A 17,077-nucleotide genomic window follows, 5' to 3' on the forward strand; every position below is an offset into this window, starting at 1 on the left:
GTTATCCTCATATATTGTGGATAACTCTGTGGTTAATTTTTATAAGTATATATTATTTATAAGAAATATCGTATTGGGTGATTTTTGCTCTTCTGCTTTTATTTAACAATCGCGAGTGCGAAACCATCATGTCCTTTGCTACCAACCGTCTGTAAAGCAGTACAGGACAATATACGTGGATGATTTTGCAGGGCTTTAAACATATCGCGAATGCCTTCAATACTTGGCTTTTTATTGTCCGGATTAATGATCTCGCCAGCACGAATCACATTGTCCAGAAAAATAAGCGTACCTGAATGCGACAGGTTTAAACTGAGTTCCAGATATTCCGGATAACTCTGTTTATCTGCATCAATGAAGATAAAATCAAAAGCTTCAGTGTCTTCAGGCAGGGCTTTAAGCACGTCTGCTGCACGGCCACATTTAAGTTCAACGGTCTGTTTGAGCTGGGCACGGTCAATATTTTCCTGACCCATTGCCGCATGGGTGTCACGTCCTTCAATGGTCAGGATATAACCGTCATCCGGCAAGGCACGCGCCAGCCACATGGTGCTATATGCTGCAAATGTGCCGAGTTCCAGTACACGTTTACACTGGTTCATCTGGATCAGCATCTGCAACAACATGCCTTGATTCGGTGCTACAGCCAGATGATCAGGAAAACCGTGCGCGGCAGTGTTTTCCAGAGTTTGATTCAGAATAGGGTCTTCAGGAATTAAATGTGAATCAATATAGTGATCAATGTCTGTCCACATTTGTTGCATAGTCTTGGCACCTTGATTGTGATGCCTGCATTTTAAACTTTTCGCGGCAGAGCGCAATTTATTGTTCTGTAGGTGGTGATTTTTTAAACTACACAAAACTCACGAGGGGTTTTGTGTAGCAGGTGTCATGACTTAGTAATTACACATTGAGGAATTCCGCCCCAAACTCGGCCCCCAGGTACGGTAACCTTGGGTATCGATATGGATCTGACCTGAAGCATACATGCCGAGTCCCATATTCAGACTTTGGCCATGCTGAGCCCAGAACTGACACAATTTGAACTTGGTATTTTCAATATAGGCATAGTCTTCTGCCTGCGGATATTCTGGTCCAATCCGGAAATCAATGGCAGAGTTATATAGATGACGTGAAGAATTGGCACCACCGGCACACTGGTTCAAAGGCAGATCGCGATAGACTGAAGTCACTTCAAAATCAGTCAACACATTGGCTGCAATCAGATATTTAAACACTTTTAAAGTCGGTATCTGATTGGCCCATAATTCCCGACTTGGGATCATGTATTGGGAACGGCCACACTTGGCCCAGTCACGTGCAGTACGCATCAACTCAAAACTTGGAATAATATTACCAACGCCATGACGTTCAAGAAAGACTTCATACTCACGTACGCGCGCCAGGTTATCCAGAGATGAAACCCACTGGGTATAAACATAAGGAATAGTTTTAGGGTAGGCTTTACGGTCAAACTGCACACGTTCTTGGGGAATATAAATCCGTTTTCCCGCGGGCTGTGCAGGGTGTTTTGTGGCAGTAGTACAGCCCACAAAAACAAGAGGGATTATACAAAGACTCAATAATCCCTTTGCAAAATTCATCATTTATACAATCAGATATTTATAAATAGCGCTATTTTAGACTAAATGTAAGGAGAAATTTGGAGAATATTGCAATGAAATGTGTGCAAAGCGTATAAAAAAGATCAGCATATGCTGATCTCTTAAATTTAAAATAATTACTTTTCAAGATATTGCAATTTATCTGGTTTGCCATTCCATTCTTCACGGTCGGCTGGTTGCTCACCAATTTGTGTAATGTTTGGCCACTTTTGCGACAGTTCAGCATTTAGTTCAATAAAGACTTCCTGACCTTCAGGTAATTCATCTTCAGAGAAAATTGCATTTGCCGGACATTCAGGTTCGCATAACGCACAGTCGATACACTCGTCCGGGTTAATTACGAGGAAGTTAGGACCTTCATAGAAACAGTCTACAGGGCAAACTTCTACACAGTCTTGATATTTACATTTAATACAATTTTCAGTGACAACGAAGGTCATGGCGACAGCTACCTAAACAATATGGTTCTAATTACGAATACTGTATTTTAGGCAAAAACAGGGGGAACTAACAATTCCTTTTATTGATATTTGTTATATATAGGGCTGTTAAATTTGAAAAAAGGGAGAATACCGATGAATTGTGTCTCTCATCGGTATTCTTAGCACATTCACCCCATGCCAGATGAGGTCTAGGGTCAAGAATTAACTTGGCTGTTTGAGCAGATCTTTGAGTGCATATAACTGCTGCAAAGCTTCACGCGGACTCAAGCTATCCACATCGATATCTTCAAGCAAGTCCAGTGCAGGCGACTCTTTCTCAATTTCGATGATATGTTCTACAGGCTCCATCATTTCAGGCATCGCAAACAGGTCATGCTGTGGACTCCGAGGTTTGACCTGATGCTGCTTTTCCAGAATCTTCAAGCGGTTTTGTGCTTCTTTAATCACTGTAGCCGGAATACCTGCCAGTTTGGCGACCTGCAAGCCATGACTCTGGCTGGCTGGTCCAGGCTGTACCTTATGCAGCAGAATCAGGTTACCATTCAACTCTTTGGCGGTGACATGGTAGTTATCAATTCCCGGTTCCTTGCCCAGTTCGGTCAGTTCGAAATAATGCGTTGCGAACAGACATAGACATTGAATGCGTTTGGTCAGATCCAGCACACAGGCCCAGGCCAGTGACAAACCATCATAGGTACTGGTTCCACGACCAACCTCATCCATCAGTACCAGAGACTGACTGGTAGCATGATGCAGGATTTGCGAAGTTTCGGTCATTTCCACCATAAAGGTGGATTTGCCTGTCGATAAATCATCGGCAGAACCAATCCGGGTGAAGACACGGTCAACCGGACCTAAAGTTGCAGCTTGCGCTGGAACATAGGCACCACAATAAGCCAGTAGTACGATTAATGCAGTTTGGCGCATAAATGTGGATTTACCCCCCATATTGGGACCGGTAATGATGGCCATCCGATGGGCAAAATCCAGTCGGGTATCGTTTGGGGTAAAGGCTGTTTTACTCAGGGACTCTACCACCGGATGTCGTCCGGCAGTGATACTTACACCAACTTCAGGACTGAATTTTGGACGCGACCAGTTGCGTAAACGTGCCTGATGGGCAAAATTCGCAATCAGATCAATCTGAGCAATGGCGCTGCTCATCATCTGTAGATTGCCAATATCCTGTCGTAACTCATCCAGCAGCATTTCAAACAGCATTTTTTCACGGGCCAAAGCACGTGATTCACTGGATAAGACTTTATCTTCAAAGGCTTTCAGTTCAGGCGTGATATAACGTTCTGCATTTTTCAGGGTTTGCCGGCGGATATAATGCTCGGGTGCTTGTGCAGCCTGCGCGCGGGTTAACTCAATATAATAGCCACTAACGCGGTTATAGCCGATTTTTAGGGTGGGAATGCCGCTCTGTTCACGTTCCTTGATTTCCAGATCAATCAGGAACTGACTGGCATGATCGCGAATCTGTCGCAATTCATCCAGTTCACTGTCAAAACCTTCTGCAATCACATTCCCGTCACGTAGCAGGACGGGTGGATTTTCGACAATGGCTGACATCAGGCGTTGATGCAGACCATGGAAGTCGCCTAGTTCTTCATTGAGCTGTACTAAAAGCTGGGACTGCTGCTGACTGACAATCGGTTGCAGGGCATGGCGTAAAAATGGAATTTGCGCACAGGCCTGACGCAGTTGCACCAGATCACGTGGACGGGCACTGCCAAGTGCAATACGGCTCAGCACACGTTCAATATCGCTAATCTCTTTAAGGACCAAACGTACAGGCACTTCATGGAAACCTTGAAGTAAGGCCTGGATAGCATCCAGGCGCTCATCCAGCAGGGCAGTATCGCGTAAAGGTTGCATCAGGGTGCGACTAAGCAGGCGTCCACCCATAGCAGTCTGGCAATCATTGATCAGTTGGAATAGCGAAGTACCATGTTCAAATAAAGGTTCAATCAGCTCCAGATTGCGGCGTGTCACTGGATCCAGCGCAATAAAATCTGAACTCTGTTCTAGCTGAATCGTGCGGATATGCGGTAATGCCGTTTTCTGGGTTTCTTTGGCATAATGTATTAAAGCTGCAGCGGCTGCTTTGGCCAAAGGTAAATGATCAATCCCGAAACCTGAAAGCGTGCTGACGGCAAACTGGTCGCATAAGGTTTTTTGCGCATTGTTCAGGTTGAAGTCGACATCGGGACGTTTGGTGACCGAGATATCCAGTTGTTGTTTGAGTTGTTCGGTCAATGTCGGATCAGCGATATTTTCATCCAGCAGAATTTCGCTTGGCATCAAACGCGCCAGTTCAATCATGAGCTGATTAATATCATAATCTTGCTGCTGGACTTTAAATAAGCCAGCGCTGAGATCGAGAAGTGCAATACCAATCTGATTCTGCTGAATACATAAAGCCACCAGATTCGAGCTCTGATGTGCACTGAGCATGGCATCATCAGTCAGAGTGCCAGGCGTAATAATCCGAACTACACCACGCTCAACCGGTCCTTTGCCAGTAACCTCGCCGATCTGCTCGCAGATCACCACGGTTTCGCCTTTTTTGACCAGACGTGCCAGATAGCCCTCGGCTGCATGATAAGGCACACCCGCCATAGGAATCGGCTGACCATTGGCTTTACCGCGATGGGTCAGGGTGATGCCTAAAATCTTGGCTGCCTTGTGTGCATCTTCAAAGAACAGTTCATAAAAATCACCCATACGATAGAACATCAATGAGTGCGGATGCTGCATTTTTACTGACATGTATTGCTGCATCATGGGCGTTAAGGTAGAAAGATCAGCCATAATTTCTGAACTGGTCATTAAAAATAAATCCTTTCAACAAGAGATAAATGCAAATACTGTGCAATAGGCTATGCAGGAAAATTTAAAGCAGATTTTCAGTCAGACCCGTCTCATATGGTGGAGTGCAAGAGACCGAAAATGTGAAATGAATCTGCTGATTCAATTCAGCTTCAAGTTATATTGTAGCAAGTCTATCAAATTTAATTTTTAGAAAGAAAGGAAATTCTAAGGGAATGTTGCAGTTAGCGCCCCCGATCTGTCGCGATGAGTTTTTATATATCCCATCTGTATTTTTTTAAAAAATTAACCACCGGATGCGAACATGCGGTGGTTAAGATAAATCAAGAGGATAATTTATTCTGGATCATAAAGACCGAGGTCTGAGAGATGTAATCTGAGAATCCGGCGCAATTCCAGCACGGCTTCAGGCGTTTCCTGAATCGAGTGGCCGCCCTTAATGACCTTGTTGGATACAGCACCATTTAGATAAGCACTCTCATATGAAACAATATCATCGCTCATGAGCTTGGTATCTTGCGTATCTACGGTATTGCCGATAATAGAATGAAATTTGATATTTTTAGAAGGCTGAATATCCTCAGTTAATGCAGTAAATTTTGAATTTTCACTGAGATCGCTCGGACCATTTTGAATCAGGTCATGCCCCAGTTCTTTAACAAACTCCTTTAACCCGATCTCACCTTGCAGGGTATCGGCAAAGGCACCCAAAAATGCACCCGGTATCCGGATAATTTTACGGGCCAGTTTGGTATGCCAGCGATCGGCATATTCCGTTCCACGATGTGGGGTTGCCAGGAAAATGGCCCGGTTAAAGTTCGGAATAGGCTGCATTTGCAGGCGGGCTTTAAATAACGGATTATCCTTAAACTGTGCAATGCGGGTATTTTGTACCAGCTTAAATGCATCTTGGGTAATATCGGCCTGACTGACCATTAAACGGGCAATCACACCTCCCATGCTATGTCCGACCAGTACCGCATCTTTTTTGGCTGGAGCATTGTTCGCGACCTGGGCAAAGCTTTGCTGAACCAGTGCATTAATTTGAAAACGGCTTTCCAGAATCGGCATATTGGTTGAATAAAATACCTGCCAGACCTGGAAATTTTCCCTTAATACCGGATCACCCATAATATCATTGGTCAGACGAATCCAGGCTTCAGGACTGCTGGCCAGGCCATGAATCAATACCAGCACTTTCTTGTTCGGATTATACGGTTCCAGCATGTACAGGTGTGGCATGCTCAGACTGTCTTCGCGATTAATCAGGGTCAGATAGGCTAAACGCCCCAGATTGTTTTCGGCTAGCCATAAACCGTAGGGCGCTGAAAAGTTGGCAGCCAGCGCATATTCTTTTGAAGCAACCTTTATCTTTTCATGTTTATAAGGATCATGTAGTTTCAGGTAAAATTCCGAGGTAGATAAAATCTGTTCAGTCGAATTTGCTGATTTGGGTACCGCAGTGATAGTCGTGGCCAGATATCGCGCTGAATGAATATTGGGATTTATGCCATTAGGGTATTTGTGCTTGAGCGGATCGGCAATATATTTTTTATCCTGCTCAGACTGCTGTTCTTCTGGTAAAACCACTAAAAATTCTGAACCAAAACCATCACGACGGGTAATGGAACGCAAGCCTGAAAAGTTCATGTTATAGGTAGACATGAGCTGTTCAATAGTCTGGTTTTTCAGCTGCGGAAAATTTTCCAGATCAAGGGTGTAGATACTGTCGCCGACTTGAATTCTTTGGCCGGAACGTTTGGTTTCATAACGTTCAGCATAGCGCTGAATCAGATGGGCAATTGCCAGGTTATAAAAATCACGGATCTGGACCTGGCGGTTATCAAAAATACGGTCTTGTGGTGCGCGCTCAGTTTTGAACAGATAGGCATAGCTATAACGAATGCTTTTATCCAGCATGGTTAGCTGCTGATCCAGACATTTCTGGATATTCTGTTTTTGCAGCTGCTGTTTTTCCTGTGACCGGGTTTTGCTCAGAACACTGGTATTACACTCGGCTGACTTGGCATTTTGCAAGGCATTCGCCAGATATAGTTCACTTGCTGTAGAAAGTAATTGTTCATCTAAAATCTGAGGAATATCTTTAAGGTCATTCACACATTCTTCAGGCTGTTCAACACAGATCTGTGCTTCACGTCCAGTCATGGACAATACATTCAGGCTGGCTTCGCTGAGCTTGTCACGGGTCAATATACTGTCACGTTCATTGTTGAGTGTGACATTAACGGCCTGTTCCTTAACACTGACCACCTGACAGCCGCTGAGTACGCTGGTGATGAGTAAAGTGCAAAGTATTAATCTTTTATTAATTTTCTGAGGCATAAAAACTTTTCACTAAATCAGGCTGTAAAGCGGAGTAATGTTTTGTATTTTACTAATTTTTTCTCATAAAAATAGACCGCCGTAGCAGTCTATTTGTAATCAGAAAACAGAAGTGTTGATTAAGGTGTAGCAGGGGCTGGTGTTGAACCAGGATTTGCCGGCGCTGCTGTGGAGGTCTGCATGACTTGCCATACATTCCAGCGGCCATTATTTTCAATTTCCTGAATCAAACGGTCGGCCACTTCAGCTTCTTGTGGATATTTGGTTTTATAGTTGCTTAAGGTCTGAATGGCATTTTTCTTATGCTCTAAGGCAATATAGTTATTGGTTGCAGAAAGATAGGCTTCCTGAACGCCTGCTTTCATGGCTTTATCCAGATATGGAATCGCTTCACGTTGACCGCCACCTTCAGACAGGCCAAATCCGAACCAGAAGTTGACTTCAGGATCATCTGGATTCACTCGCAGAATGCGTTGTGCGTAGGTCAGGGACTTGGTTGTATAAATTGAACCCAGATCCAGATTGCGTCCCATCACGCTGGCTTTAAAAGCACGCAACAAAACATCAAAAGAAGCATTTGGACGGGCAGCTAGAGTATCCAGCTGCTGGCTGACGTCACGCAGTTTGGCTTCAAAACCACGGCGTTCCTGACGATCACTGAAACGCGGTGGATAATGGCGTGCCTTGCCTTCGACCATTTGCAGGAAATCATCGATTTCAGTGATATCGATTTCATTGTCATTTGCCAGCGCAGCATAACGCATAGTCCGGGTATTGCTGTCCACCGTCGGAATAATCAGTTTATTGACATCTAGCGTCAACTGCTTGGATGGATCATTCGGGTCTGTCACCACCATCTTGGTTACAGGCTGGGCTGCAGCTTTTTGCAAATGCACTTCAAAGAGAGGCGGTTCATTATAATTAAAAGGATTTAACGCATAAAATGGAGGAGTAATAGCCGGTTCAACAAAAACAAATTCTTCCGATTGTTTTGATGCAGACTGTTTTTGGGGCATAGTTGAACACGCCGCAATGCTGAGTGTTAAGCAAGCAAGTGCCAAGGGCTTAAAGGTCATAATATTCGTCCATTCTGTTATTTTTTAAAAACAGCCAAGTACATAAATAGCATGACAGTCAGTCTATGAAAACTATAACGGTCATGCAAGTAAACCTGTGTTACAGAACTAAAGCTAGATTCAGGCTTTGGATTGGCTGGTCTGCGCTTCACATTCACGACGCGCTTCTTCCAGAATCTCCAACTCTTTTTTGCTCAAAGGCTGGTTATCTTGCTGCTGCTTGTTAAAGGTCGGATCTAACAAAGAAAGGCGATTGCACAAGTTGTTCATGCGCTTTTCATTTTGTTGAATACGATCCAGCAAAATTCGCATACCTTCCAGAATTGGGTCAGATTGGTCTTCAGTGGCTGCATAAGGCTGGAAACCAATACTTTCTGCATAGTCGCGGCGACGCGCTTCAGCATCATCTTTGGGTTTGTCTTTGATAATCAAACGTGCCGGGTTGCCTACAGCGGTAGCATTTTCAGGTACGGCTTTGGTAACTACTGCATTAGAACCAACCTTGGCATTTTTACCCACAGTAAATGGTCCGAGAATCTTGGCACCGGCACCGACCACCACGCCATCTTCTAAAGTCGGATGACGTTTGCCTTTATTCCAGGTGGTTCCACCCAAAGTCACGCCATGATACAGGGTGACGTCGTTGCCAATCTCTGCAGTTTCTCCAATCACGACACCCATGCCGTGATCAATAAAGAAACGACGGCCAATTTTTGCACCCGGGTGGATTTCAATACCCGTAGCAAAACGGCTGAACGAAGACAATGCACGTGCAGTTCCTTTATAGTCTTTATTCCATAGCTCATGTGCCATGCGATGCATGATCAGTGCATGTATGCCTGGGTAAGTCGTTAAGACTTCTAAAGTATTGCGTGCTGCAGGATCGCGCGCAAAGACAGCTTGTATATCTTCTTTGAGCTGTTTCAGCATTAGATTTGATCCTCGTCCTGTGATGATGTTTTTGAAGATTTTTTCCAGGTGCCGTTGTTCAAGGCCTGAACACGGCTGAAAATACCACGAAGTAAATGATATTCCATACGATCTAATTGTATACGTCCAAAGAGACGACGCAAGCGTAAAGGCAATAATCTTGGATTTTTTGGGTCCATAAATTCAATTTCTGCCAGCATTTTTTCCAGATGTGGATAAAACTGCTCCATCTCTTTATGGGTTACCAGCGGTTCATCCCATTCCATTTCAATGCCATCAATGACCTGCATGGTAGCTTTGGGATCACGCGGATGTTCCACCTGATCCAGTGCAGCCATGCGCAGTTCATAGCAGATCACCTGTATTGCCTGCGCAACATTCAATACGCCGTAGTCGGTATTCACCGGAATAGTGAGATGATAATTGGCCATCGCCAGCTCTTCATTGGTCAAACCACGGTCTTCACGGCCAAACAGAATTGCTATTTCCTGGTGCTCTTGAACCACAGCTGAAAGTGCTTTTTCAGCAGCAGGACGAACATCCAGAAGTGGCCAGGGAATCGTACGGCTACGTGCGCTGGTACCGAAAACGATCTGGCAATCATTGATCGCTTCTTCGAGTGTGTCGACAATTTCAATCTGTTCAATCAGATCAGTCGCACCCGCAGCCAGCGCATCAATATCCGGATGTGGATAGGTTTTTGGAGCGACCAGTACCAGTTTGCATAGGCCCATGGTTTTCATGGCACGTAAGGCACTGCCGATATTGGCAGGCAGGGTAGTATTAACCATGACAATACGCACATGGGAGAGATGTGCTGAAACAGCAGCATTGTCAATTTGACTCATGAGGATTCCAATTTTAAGGTTTTTTAAAGATCAGGATTTATGAATATTGGGGGTGAGACTCAGCTTCATATTGTGCCAGAGCATCGTCCATACTCATGCCAGTTGGTGGCGCAGGAACATTTATCGGCTTGGCCTGTTCATAAGACACGGCTTTGGCAGCTTTGGACTTGACCTGATATTCAATGTGCAATGCTTCTTTACCAAAATAGTCACGCAATTTGGCTAAGAGTTCATCCAGTGGCGCGACCTTCCAGCTTAACCCCAGATGCAGTTCAGTGCTTGCATAGTCATAATCCAGATATAAAATCACGGGAATATGAGCGCTCATATCCACATTGGTATAAGGCATCAGAATGTGTTGCAGGTCGCGGCTAAGCGTTTTGCTGTAATGTGCCACCTGCAGGGTAATCTTGATACTATTGGCACGTTTCTGGCGGATTTCGTTCAGGCTAAAAGCTTTGGTCAGACGTCCCATCGGACGGTCAAAGCCTTCACGCTCATAGATTTCACCTTCGATCACCACGACTTTATCGAGCTGGATAACTTCTTTAAAGCGGTTAAAGCGTTCGTGATTGGCTGAAATCTCAATCCGTGCCGTACCATCATCCAGGGTCATCATCATGCGGTTCGGGAAGTTGGCAATATCCACCACTAGTCCTGCAAACACGGTGGTGACACCACGACGGGTAGGTGTCAGTTCATTGATCTGACACGGGACAAAGGCTTTCAGCTCATTACGGTAAACGTCAATCGGGTGACCAGTCAGATACAGGCCCAAAGTATCTTTTTCACCTTTAAGACGAACTTCATCTGCCCACGGTTTAACTGGTTTGGAAGGTTTGCGCTGAACTTCCTCAACCTCACCAAACAGGTCCATGATACCAGTTTCACGGTTCTGGCGAGCCTGATCTGCAGCTTGAACTGCTTCAGGGAGCTGTGCCATTAGGTCTGCACGCTCGATACCCAAGCAATCCAAAGCACCGGCGCGAATCAAGGCTTCTAAAGTCCGTTTATTGATTTTTTTCAGGTCAATACGGTGACAGAAGTCAAACAGGTCTTTATATGGACCATCTTTTTGACGTGATTCAATCACTGACTGCATGGCCGCTTCACCGACGCCTTTAATCGCTCCTAGACCATAGACAATGGTTTTCTCATCGGGAGCATGGAACTGATAGATCGACATATTGACGGATGGTGGTAATACTTCCAGATTATTCTTGCGGCAGTCATCAATCAGGAATACCACGTTATCGGTATTCTGCATTTCCGAAGACATCACCGCTGCCAGGAACTCAGCGGGATAATGCGCTTTCAGCCATGCCGTCTGGTAAGCAACAAGTGCATAAGCTGCCGCATGCGATTTGTTAAAACCATAGCCGGCGAATTTTTCCATATAGTCGAAGATATGGTTAGCAGTAGCTTCATCAATATCTTTTTTCGCAGCACCTTCAATGAAGATCTTACGCTGCTTGACCATTTCCTCAGGCTTTTTCTTACCCATGGCACGACGCAGCAAGTCCGCGCCACCGAGGGTATAGCCGGCACAAAACTGTGCAGCCTGCATGACCTGTTCCTGATAGACCATAATCCCGTAAGTCGGCTCTAATACGCCTTCTAGCAGGGGATGCAGATATTCAAAATCACCGCCGTGCATACGGTGAATAAAGTCAGGAATCAGATCCATTGGACCCGGACGGTATAATGATACGAAAGCAATAATCTCTTCAAATTTACTTGGGCGTGCTTCTTTCAGCATCTTTTTCATGCCCACGGATTCAAACTGGAAGACCGCCGTAGTATTGGCTTCAGCAAAGACCAGATAAGCATCTTTGTCATCTAGCGGGATATAGGCAATATCCAGCGGTTTATCGCTCTGGATGCGTTTATTGATATTTTTAACCGCGTCTTCAATTACGGTCAGATTACGCAGACCCAGGAAGTCGAACTTCACCAAACCGGCAGCTTCGACATCGTCCTTATCGAACTGGGCAACACGTGCAGTACCATCGGCATCACACATTACGGCTGAGTAGTCAGTCAGTTTGGTTGGTGCAATTACTACACCACCGGCATGTTTACCGGTATTCCGGGTAATACCTTCAAGCTTCAGCGCCATTTCCCAGATTTCAGAAGCATCTTCATAATCCGGGTTGGATGGATTGGTAACCACATCTTTCAGTTGCGGTTCTGCTTCTAAGGATTCTTCCAGGCTTAAGCCCAAAGGCTTGGTCGGAATCATTTTGGAAATACGGTCGGCCAGACCGTAGGATTTACCCAGGACACGTGCAACGTCTCGAATCGCACCTTTCGCCGCCATGGTACCGAAGGTGGCAATCTGGGAAACTGCATCTCGGCCATAAGTACGGGCGACATAATCAATCACGCGGTCACGACCGGCGATACAGAAATCGACGTCGAAGTCGGGCATAGAAACACGTTCCGGGTTTAGGAAACGTTCGAATAGCAAGTCATAACGGAGTGGATCAAGGTCCGTAATTTTTAAACTATAAGCTACAAGAGAACCGGCACCTGAACCACGGCCAGGACCCACTGGTACACCATTACCCTTGGACCATTGAATGAAGTCCATTACAATCAGGAAGTAACCCGGGAATCCCATGTCCAGAATAATCTTGATTTCAAAGGCCAGACGTTCATCATAAGGTTGACGGATTTCCGGCCAGTCCTCACCACGTTGTTCAGGTGGATACAGAAAGTCTAGGCGTTCTTCCAGACCGACTTCACACAAATGGGTGAAATAACTGCCAATGGTATGACCTTCCGGAATCGGATAGTCTGGCAGGTCATTAAAGCCCAGTCGTAGGGCAACATTACAACGTCTTGCAATATGGAAGGTATTTTCAATTGCGGTTGGAATATCCGAGAAAAGCTCTACCATTTCTGTTGAGCTTTTAAAATATTGTTCAGGGCTATAGGTTTTAGGACGGCGATTGTCACCCAGCACATAACCATCTGCAATACAGACACGTGCTTCGTGCGCTTCATAATCTTCGCGTGCAATAAAGTGCACATCATTATGTGCGACTACACCGATATTATATTTTTTGGCGAGTTTGACCGCTTCTTCAATGAAAAGGTCTTCATTAGGACGACTTGTACGAGTAAGCGCTAAATATACGCGATTACCAAATTTTTCTACCCATTCCTGGAGTAAAGGTTCAGCTTTATCGGGGTTTGAGGTAATCAGCATTTTGCCGACATCAGATTGCATACCCAGCAATACAATCATGTCATCGTGTTGGTTTAATATCCAATCTTTCTGTACGCAAGGAATATCAAGCTGCTGGCCGCTAATATAACCTTCAGAGACCAGTTCAGTCAGGTTGCGCCAGCCTTTGTTGGTCATGGAAAGCAGGGTGACACGATGTTCGGCATCATTCAGGCGGATTTCAGAACCCAGAATCGGTTTAATGCCTTTATCCAGGCATTTTTTATAGAATTTGACTGCGGCATGCAGATTAGACAAATCGGTTAGCGCGAGTGCTGGCATCTCGTCATTAGCAGCAGCTTTGACCAGGTCTGGTATCCGTACGATGGATTCTGTAATCGAAAATTCTGTATGAATACCAAGATGAACAAAGTGCATAAATAAGTCCCTGCAAAAACCACTCGATAGTTTAGCACGGGATTTATTGTTTCAGTCTGAAATTGAGGGGAAATGGCTAACTTTTAGGTCGAGTTTAAATTTGATTTTTTAAGCTGATTATTTATTTAGTTGTTAGTAGATATTTTCTTTTACTTTTGACGGGTCAAAAGTAACAAAACCCCTTTATTGATCTGATGGTATATCTCTGTACCACAGATCAACAGGCGACTTCCTGTCGCTGTGGCACGTATCAAATGTGTATTCGAGTTTTTCTTTAAAATATAGAAACGAAGTGGGTAGCTATTCTGAAAACAATAAAACCCTCAAAAAGAGGGCTTTATTTACTCAGAGAATTAACTTAACGAAGTCGGGATAACCAGTCACCCACACTCTGTACAATCTGCACCAGGATCAATAATACAATGACAGTCATGATCACCACTGAGGTATCAAAACGCTGATAACCATAGGAGATTGCCAAGTCACCAATACCGCCAGCACCCACAGCACCTGCCATCGCCGTAGCTCCAATCAGGCTAATGGTGGCAGTGGTCAGGTTTAGAATCAGTGAACTATGCGCTTCCGGTAGAATAAATCTAAAAATAATCTGCATCGGTGTTGCACCCATGGCTTGTGCAGATTCGATAATACCTTCGTTGACTTCAAGCAGAGAGTTTTCTACCAGACGGCCAATATAAGGGCCGACATAAATAGTGAGTGGCACAATTGCAGCCCATGTGCCAATAGACGTTCCAACCAGAAATTTCGTCAATGGAATGACTGCAATCAGCAAAATAATGAACGGAAGGGAGCGCAGCGCATTCACAATCGGATTTAGACCATGATAAATCACACGGTTTGGTAGAATTCCATTCGGACGAGTAACTAACAGAGTAATCGCCTGAATAAAACCCCAGATACAGCCAAACAGCATCGCAAAGAACACCATGTGGAAGGTTTCTTGCAGTGCGGTCACGAACTGGTCCATCGACAGCGAGCTTTTCCAGAAAGGTGCAGTAATCGTGGTCAGCCACTGTACAATTAACTCTCTCATTCCTGTACTCCTGCCTGATCTACCTGTACGCCGTGATCTCTGAGATATTGCAATGCAGCATTAATTTCTGTGGAATTACCCAGAAGCTGAATAAACATCTGACCAATTACAGTGCCATTAATTTCAGTCATATTGGCAAACAGGATATTCAAACTGATATCAAACTGTTTGATGACGCCTTGAATCACGGTTTCCTGGGCTGAGCTGCCCAAGAACTTTAAACAGTAAATACTGTGATGATTCTGGTTTTCCAGATTATTGAGAATATTTACGGGCAGGTTTTGCTGGAGCACCGTCTGGATAAAGTTTTTCGTGGTTGGATGCTGCGGCTGACTGAAGATCTGCAGGGTAGAGCCTGTTTCAATCACGTCACCTTTTTCCATAACTGCGACATAATCACACACAGTTTCAATTACATCCATTTCATGGGTGACCATGACAATCGTAATGCCTTGTTCCTGACTAATGCGCTTGAGTAGTTGCAGTACAGACTTGGTGGTTTGCGGATCGAGTGCTGAGGTTGCTTCATCACATAATAGGATCTTTGGATGATTCGCTAAAGCACGGGCAATCCCGACACGCTGCTTCTGACCGCCAGACAGTTCATCTGGAAAAGCATTGCGTTTATGTTTCAGGTCAATGAATTCCAGTAGTTCCTCAAGACGCTTTTCCCGTTCAGATTTTTTCCACCCGAGCAGCTTCATTGGCATTTCAATATTGGCAGCAACCGTTTTGGTCTGCATCAGGTTAAAGTGCTGGAAAATCATGCCGATCTGGGTACGTTCCTGACGCAATGATTTGGCATCCAAAGCAGTAAAATCTGTACCATTAATCATCACCCGGCCTGAAGTTGGTCGTTCCAGCAGGTTAATCAGGCGAATCAGGGTGCTTTTACCGGCACCACTGTAGCCAATAATGCCAAAGATACTGCCAGTCGGAATCTGCAGGTTGACCCGGTTCAGGGCATGTAAGGTCTGGCCCTTCAGCTCATACTGTTTGGAGATGTCTTTAAATTCAATCATAGTGTCAAATACTGCATCACGTATAAAAAAACAGGCAAGTTATCCTTGCCTGTTTTGAGTATTGATTATTGTATTACTTCGCTTCGGTCAAATAAGTTACCGGTTTGTTTACCGCAACTTTTGTACCGCCAAAGTGTTCATCAACATAGGCTTTCACAGCAGGAGTATGATACAACTGGCCAACTTTTTGAAGTACAGGATCATTTTGACGATCGGCTGCAACGGCTAAAACGTTCACGTTCATTTTGGTGCTTTGATCAATGGCTTCATAGTAAATCGCATCTTTCAGTACGTTCAGACCACCTTCCATTGCCAGGGTATTACCCAGAACAATCGCATCGACTTCGTCTTTTACACGTACTGCTGTTGCCATTTGAATTGGCTTGATGACGATCTGTTTCGCGTTTTCAGTAATATCAGCAGGCGTACCTTTAACCAGATCAAAGTTTGGTTTAAGTTTTACCAGACCTGCAGACTGTAAGAGTAACAGTGCGCGTGATTCATTTGCGCCGTCATTAGGAATGGCAATTGTAGCGCCAGTTTTAAAGTCTTCTACTTTTTTCACTTTACTTGAGTAAATCCCCATTGGCTCAAGATAGGTTGTAGAGAGGGGCGCGATCTTTTGTGTATTGGCATCGTTATAAGCCACCAGATAGGCATAAGACTGGAATGCGTTGACATCAATTTCTTTATTGGCGACAGCATTGTTCATTGCAACATAGTCAGTGAAGTTTTTCACATCCAGCTTGATGCCAGCTTGCTTGGTTTCAGGGAGGGTCGCGATATAACGCCATACGTCAGCGTCTGAACCAGTCGATGCCATGGTCACGGTTTGCAGTTCACCTGAGTCTTTGTTTTGTGCTGCATCCGTTGCAGGGGCTTCTTGTTTTCCGCATGCAGTTAAAGTCAATACAGATGCACTGAGTAAAACGCCAAGTAGCTTTTTCATAAGGATGTCCTAACTTTCATATTGCCTAAAGTATATGCAGTGCAATGTGATAATAAAGTGGAGATTTATTAATCACTGTATGAATGATGAGGCACGACGAAGTTGTTATTATTCGTAGCATCAGCATTTGCATCACTTGTAAATTCAGTGCAAGTTATGGTCTTTAAAGCTTGAACTATTGAGGAGAGAAAATAGAAAACCAAGCTTAAAGTCTGCATTGACTTGTCCTGAGCATGTCAGCATCTTAGCAATAAATATTTATGCAATATAGTGCATAAAGTTAGGCTGCTTATATGGAATTTGGGATAGTAATTTGAGTGTTTTATAAAAATATCAATAAAT

The 17,077-nt window shown here is 44.5% G+C and carries 12 protein-coding genes; all 12 read right to left on the minus strand.

Annotated elements, in window-relative coordinates; all coding sequences use genetic code 11:
* Nucleotides 1–98 precede the first annotated feature (98 nt).
* Nucleotides 99–764, minus strand: a complete 666-nt coding sequence (locus VXQ92_RS08030) for an O-methyltransferase (RefSeq protein ID WP_064095973.1) — start codon at nt 762–764, stop codon at nt 99–101.
* Nucleotides 765–896: 132 nt separating this feature from the next.
* The gene (locus VXQ92_RS08035) at nt 897–1,607 is read right to left on the minus strand and encodes a D-Ala-D-Ala carboxypeptidase family metallohydrolase (RefSeq protein ID WP_064095974.1); all 711 of its coding nucleotides are present in this window, start codon (nt 1,605–1,607) and stop codon (nt 897–899) included.
* 134 nt (nt 1,608–1,741) lie between these two features.
* Nucleotides 1,742–2,065 (minus strand): ferredoxin FdxA, encoded by a 324-nt coding sequence (gene fdxA / locus VXQ92_RS08040; protein WP_000144889.1) that lies wholly within the window; start codon nt 2,063–2,065, stop codon nt 1,742–1,744.
* 204 nt (nt 2,066–2,269) lie between these two features.
* The gene (mutS, locus tag VXQ92_RS08045) at nt 2,270–4,903 is read right to left on the minus strand and encodes a DNA mismatch repair protein MutS (RefSeq protein WP_416681056.1); all 2,634 of its coding nucleotides are present in this window, start codon (nt 4,901–4,903) and stop codon (nt 2,270–2,272) included.
* 336 nt (nt 4,904–5,239) lie between these two features.
* Nucleotides 5,240–7,246, minus strand: coding sequence for an esterase/lipase family protein (locus VXQ92_RS08050; RefSeq protein WP_416681057.1), 2,007 nt, complete (start codon nt 7,244–7,246; stop codon nt 5,240–5,242).
* Between the two features lie 119 nt (nt 7,247–7,365).
* Nucleotides 7,366–8,322: an ABUW_2363 family tetratricopeptide repeat lipoprotein gene (locus VXQ92_RS08055; RefSeq protein ID WP_064102024.1), complete on the minus strand. Its 957-nt coding sequence runs from the start codon at nt 8,320–8,322 to the stop codon at nt 7,366–7,368.
* A gap of 120 nt (nt 8,323–8,442) precedes the next feature.
* Nucleotides 8,443–9,276: a serine O-acetyltransferase gene (gene cysE, locus VXQ92_RS08060; protein ID WP_416681105.1), complete on the minus strand. Its 834-nt coding sequence runs from the start codon at nt 9,274–9,276 to the stop codon at nt 8,443–8,445.
* Entirely contained in the window at nt 9,252–10,100 is an 849-nt protein-coding gene (locus tag VXQ92_RS08065) for an RNA methyltransferase (RefSeq protein ID WP_144723939.1), read from the minus strand. Before VXQ92_RS08065 ends, cysE begins: the two co-directional genes overlap by 25 nt.
* 37 nt (nt 10,101–10,137) lie before the next feature.
* Complete coding sequence (gene dnaE / locus VXQ92_RS08070; RefSeq protein ID WP_416681058.1) at nt 10,138–13,710, minus strand: DNA polymerase III subunit alpha; 3,573 nt, start codon at nt 13,708–13,710, stop codon at nt 10,138–10,140.
* Between the two features lie 358 nt (nt 13,711–14,068).
* Nucleotides 14,069–14,764 (minus strand): methionine ABC transporter permease, encoded by a 696-nt coding sequence (locus VXQ92_RS08075; protein WP_416681059.1) that lies wholly within the window; start codon nt 14,762–14,764, stop codon nt 14,069–14,071.
* Complete coding sequence (locus VXQ92_RS08080) at nt 14,761–15,786, minus strand: methionine ABC transporter ATP-binding protein (protein WP_416681060.1); 1,026 nt, start codon at nt 15,784–15,786, stop codon at nt 14,761–14,763. The genes VXQ92_RS08075 and VXQ92_RS08080 overlap by 4 nt, the downstream gene beginning before the upstream one ends.
* Nucleotides 15,787–15,859: 73 nt before the next feature.
* Entirely contained in the window at nt 15,860–16,735 is an 876-nt protein-coding gene (locus VXQ92_RS08085) for a MetQ/NlpA family ABC transporter substrate-binding protein (protein ID WP_064095983.1), read from the minus strand.
* Nucleotides 16,736–17,077: the final 342 nt, after the last annotated feature.

This window comes from Acinetobacter sp. 228 (assembly GCF_048147885.1).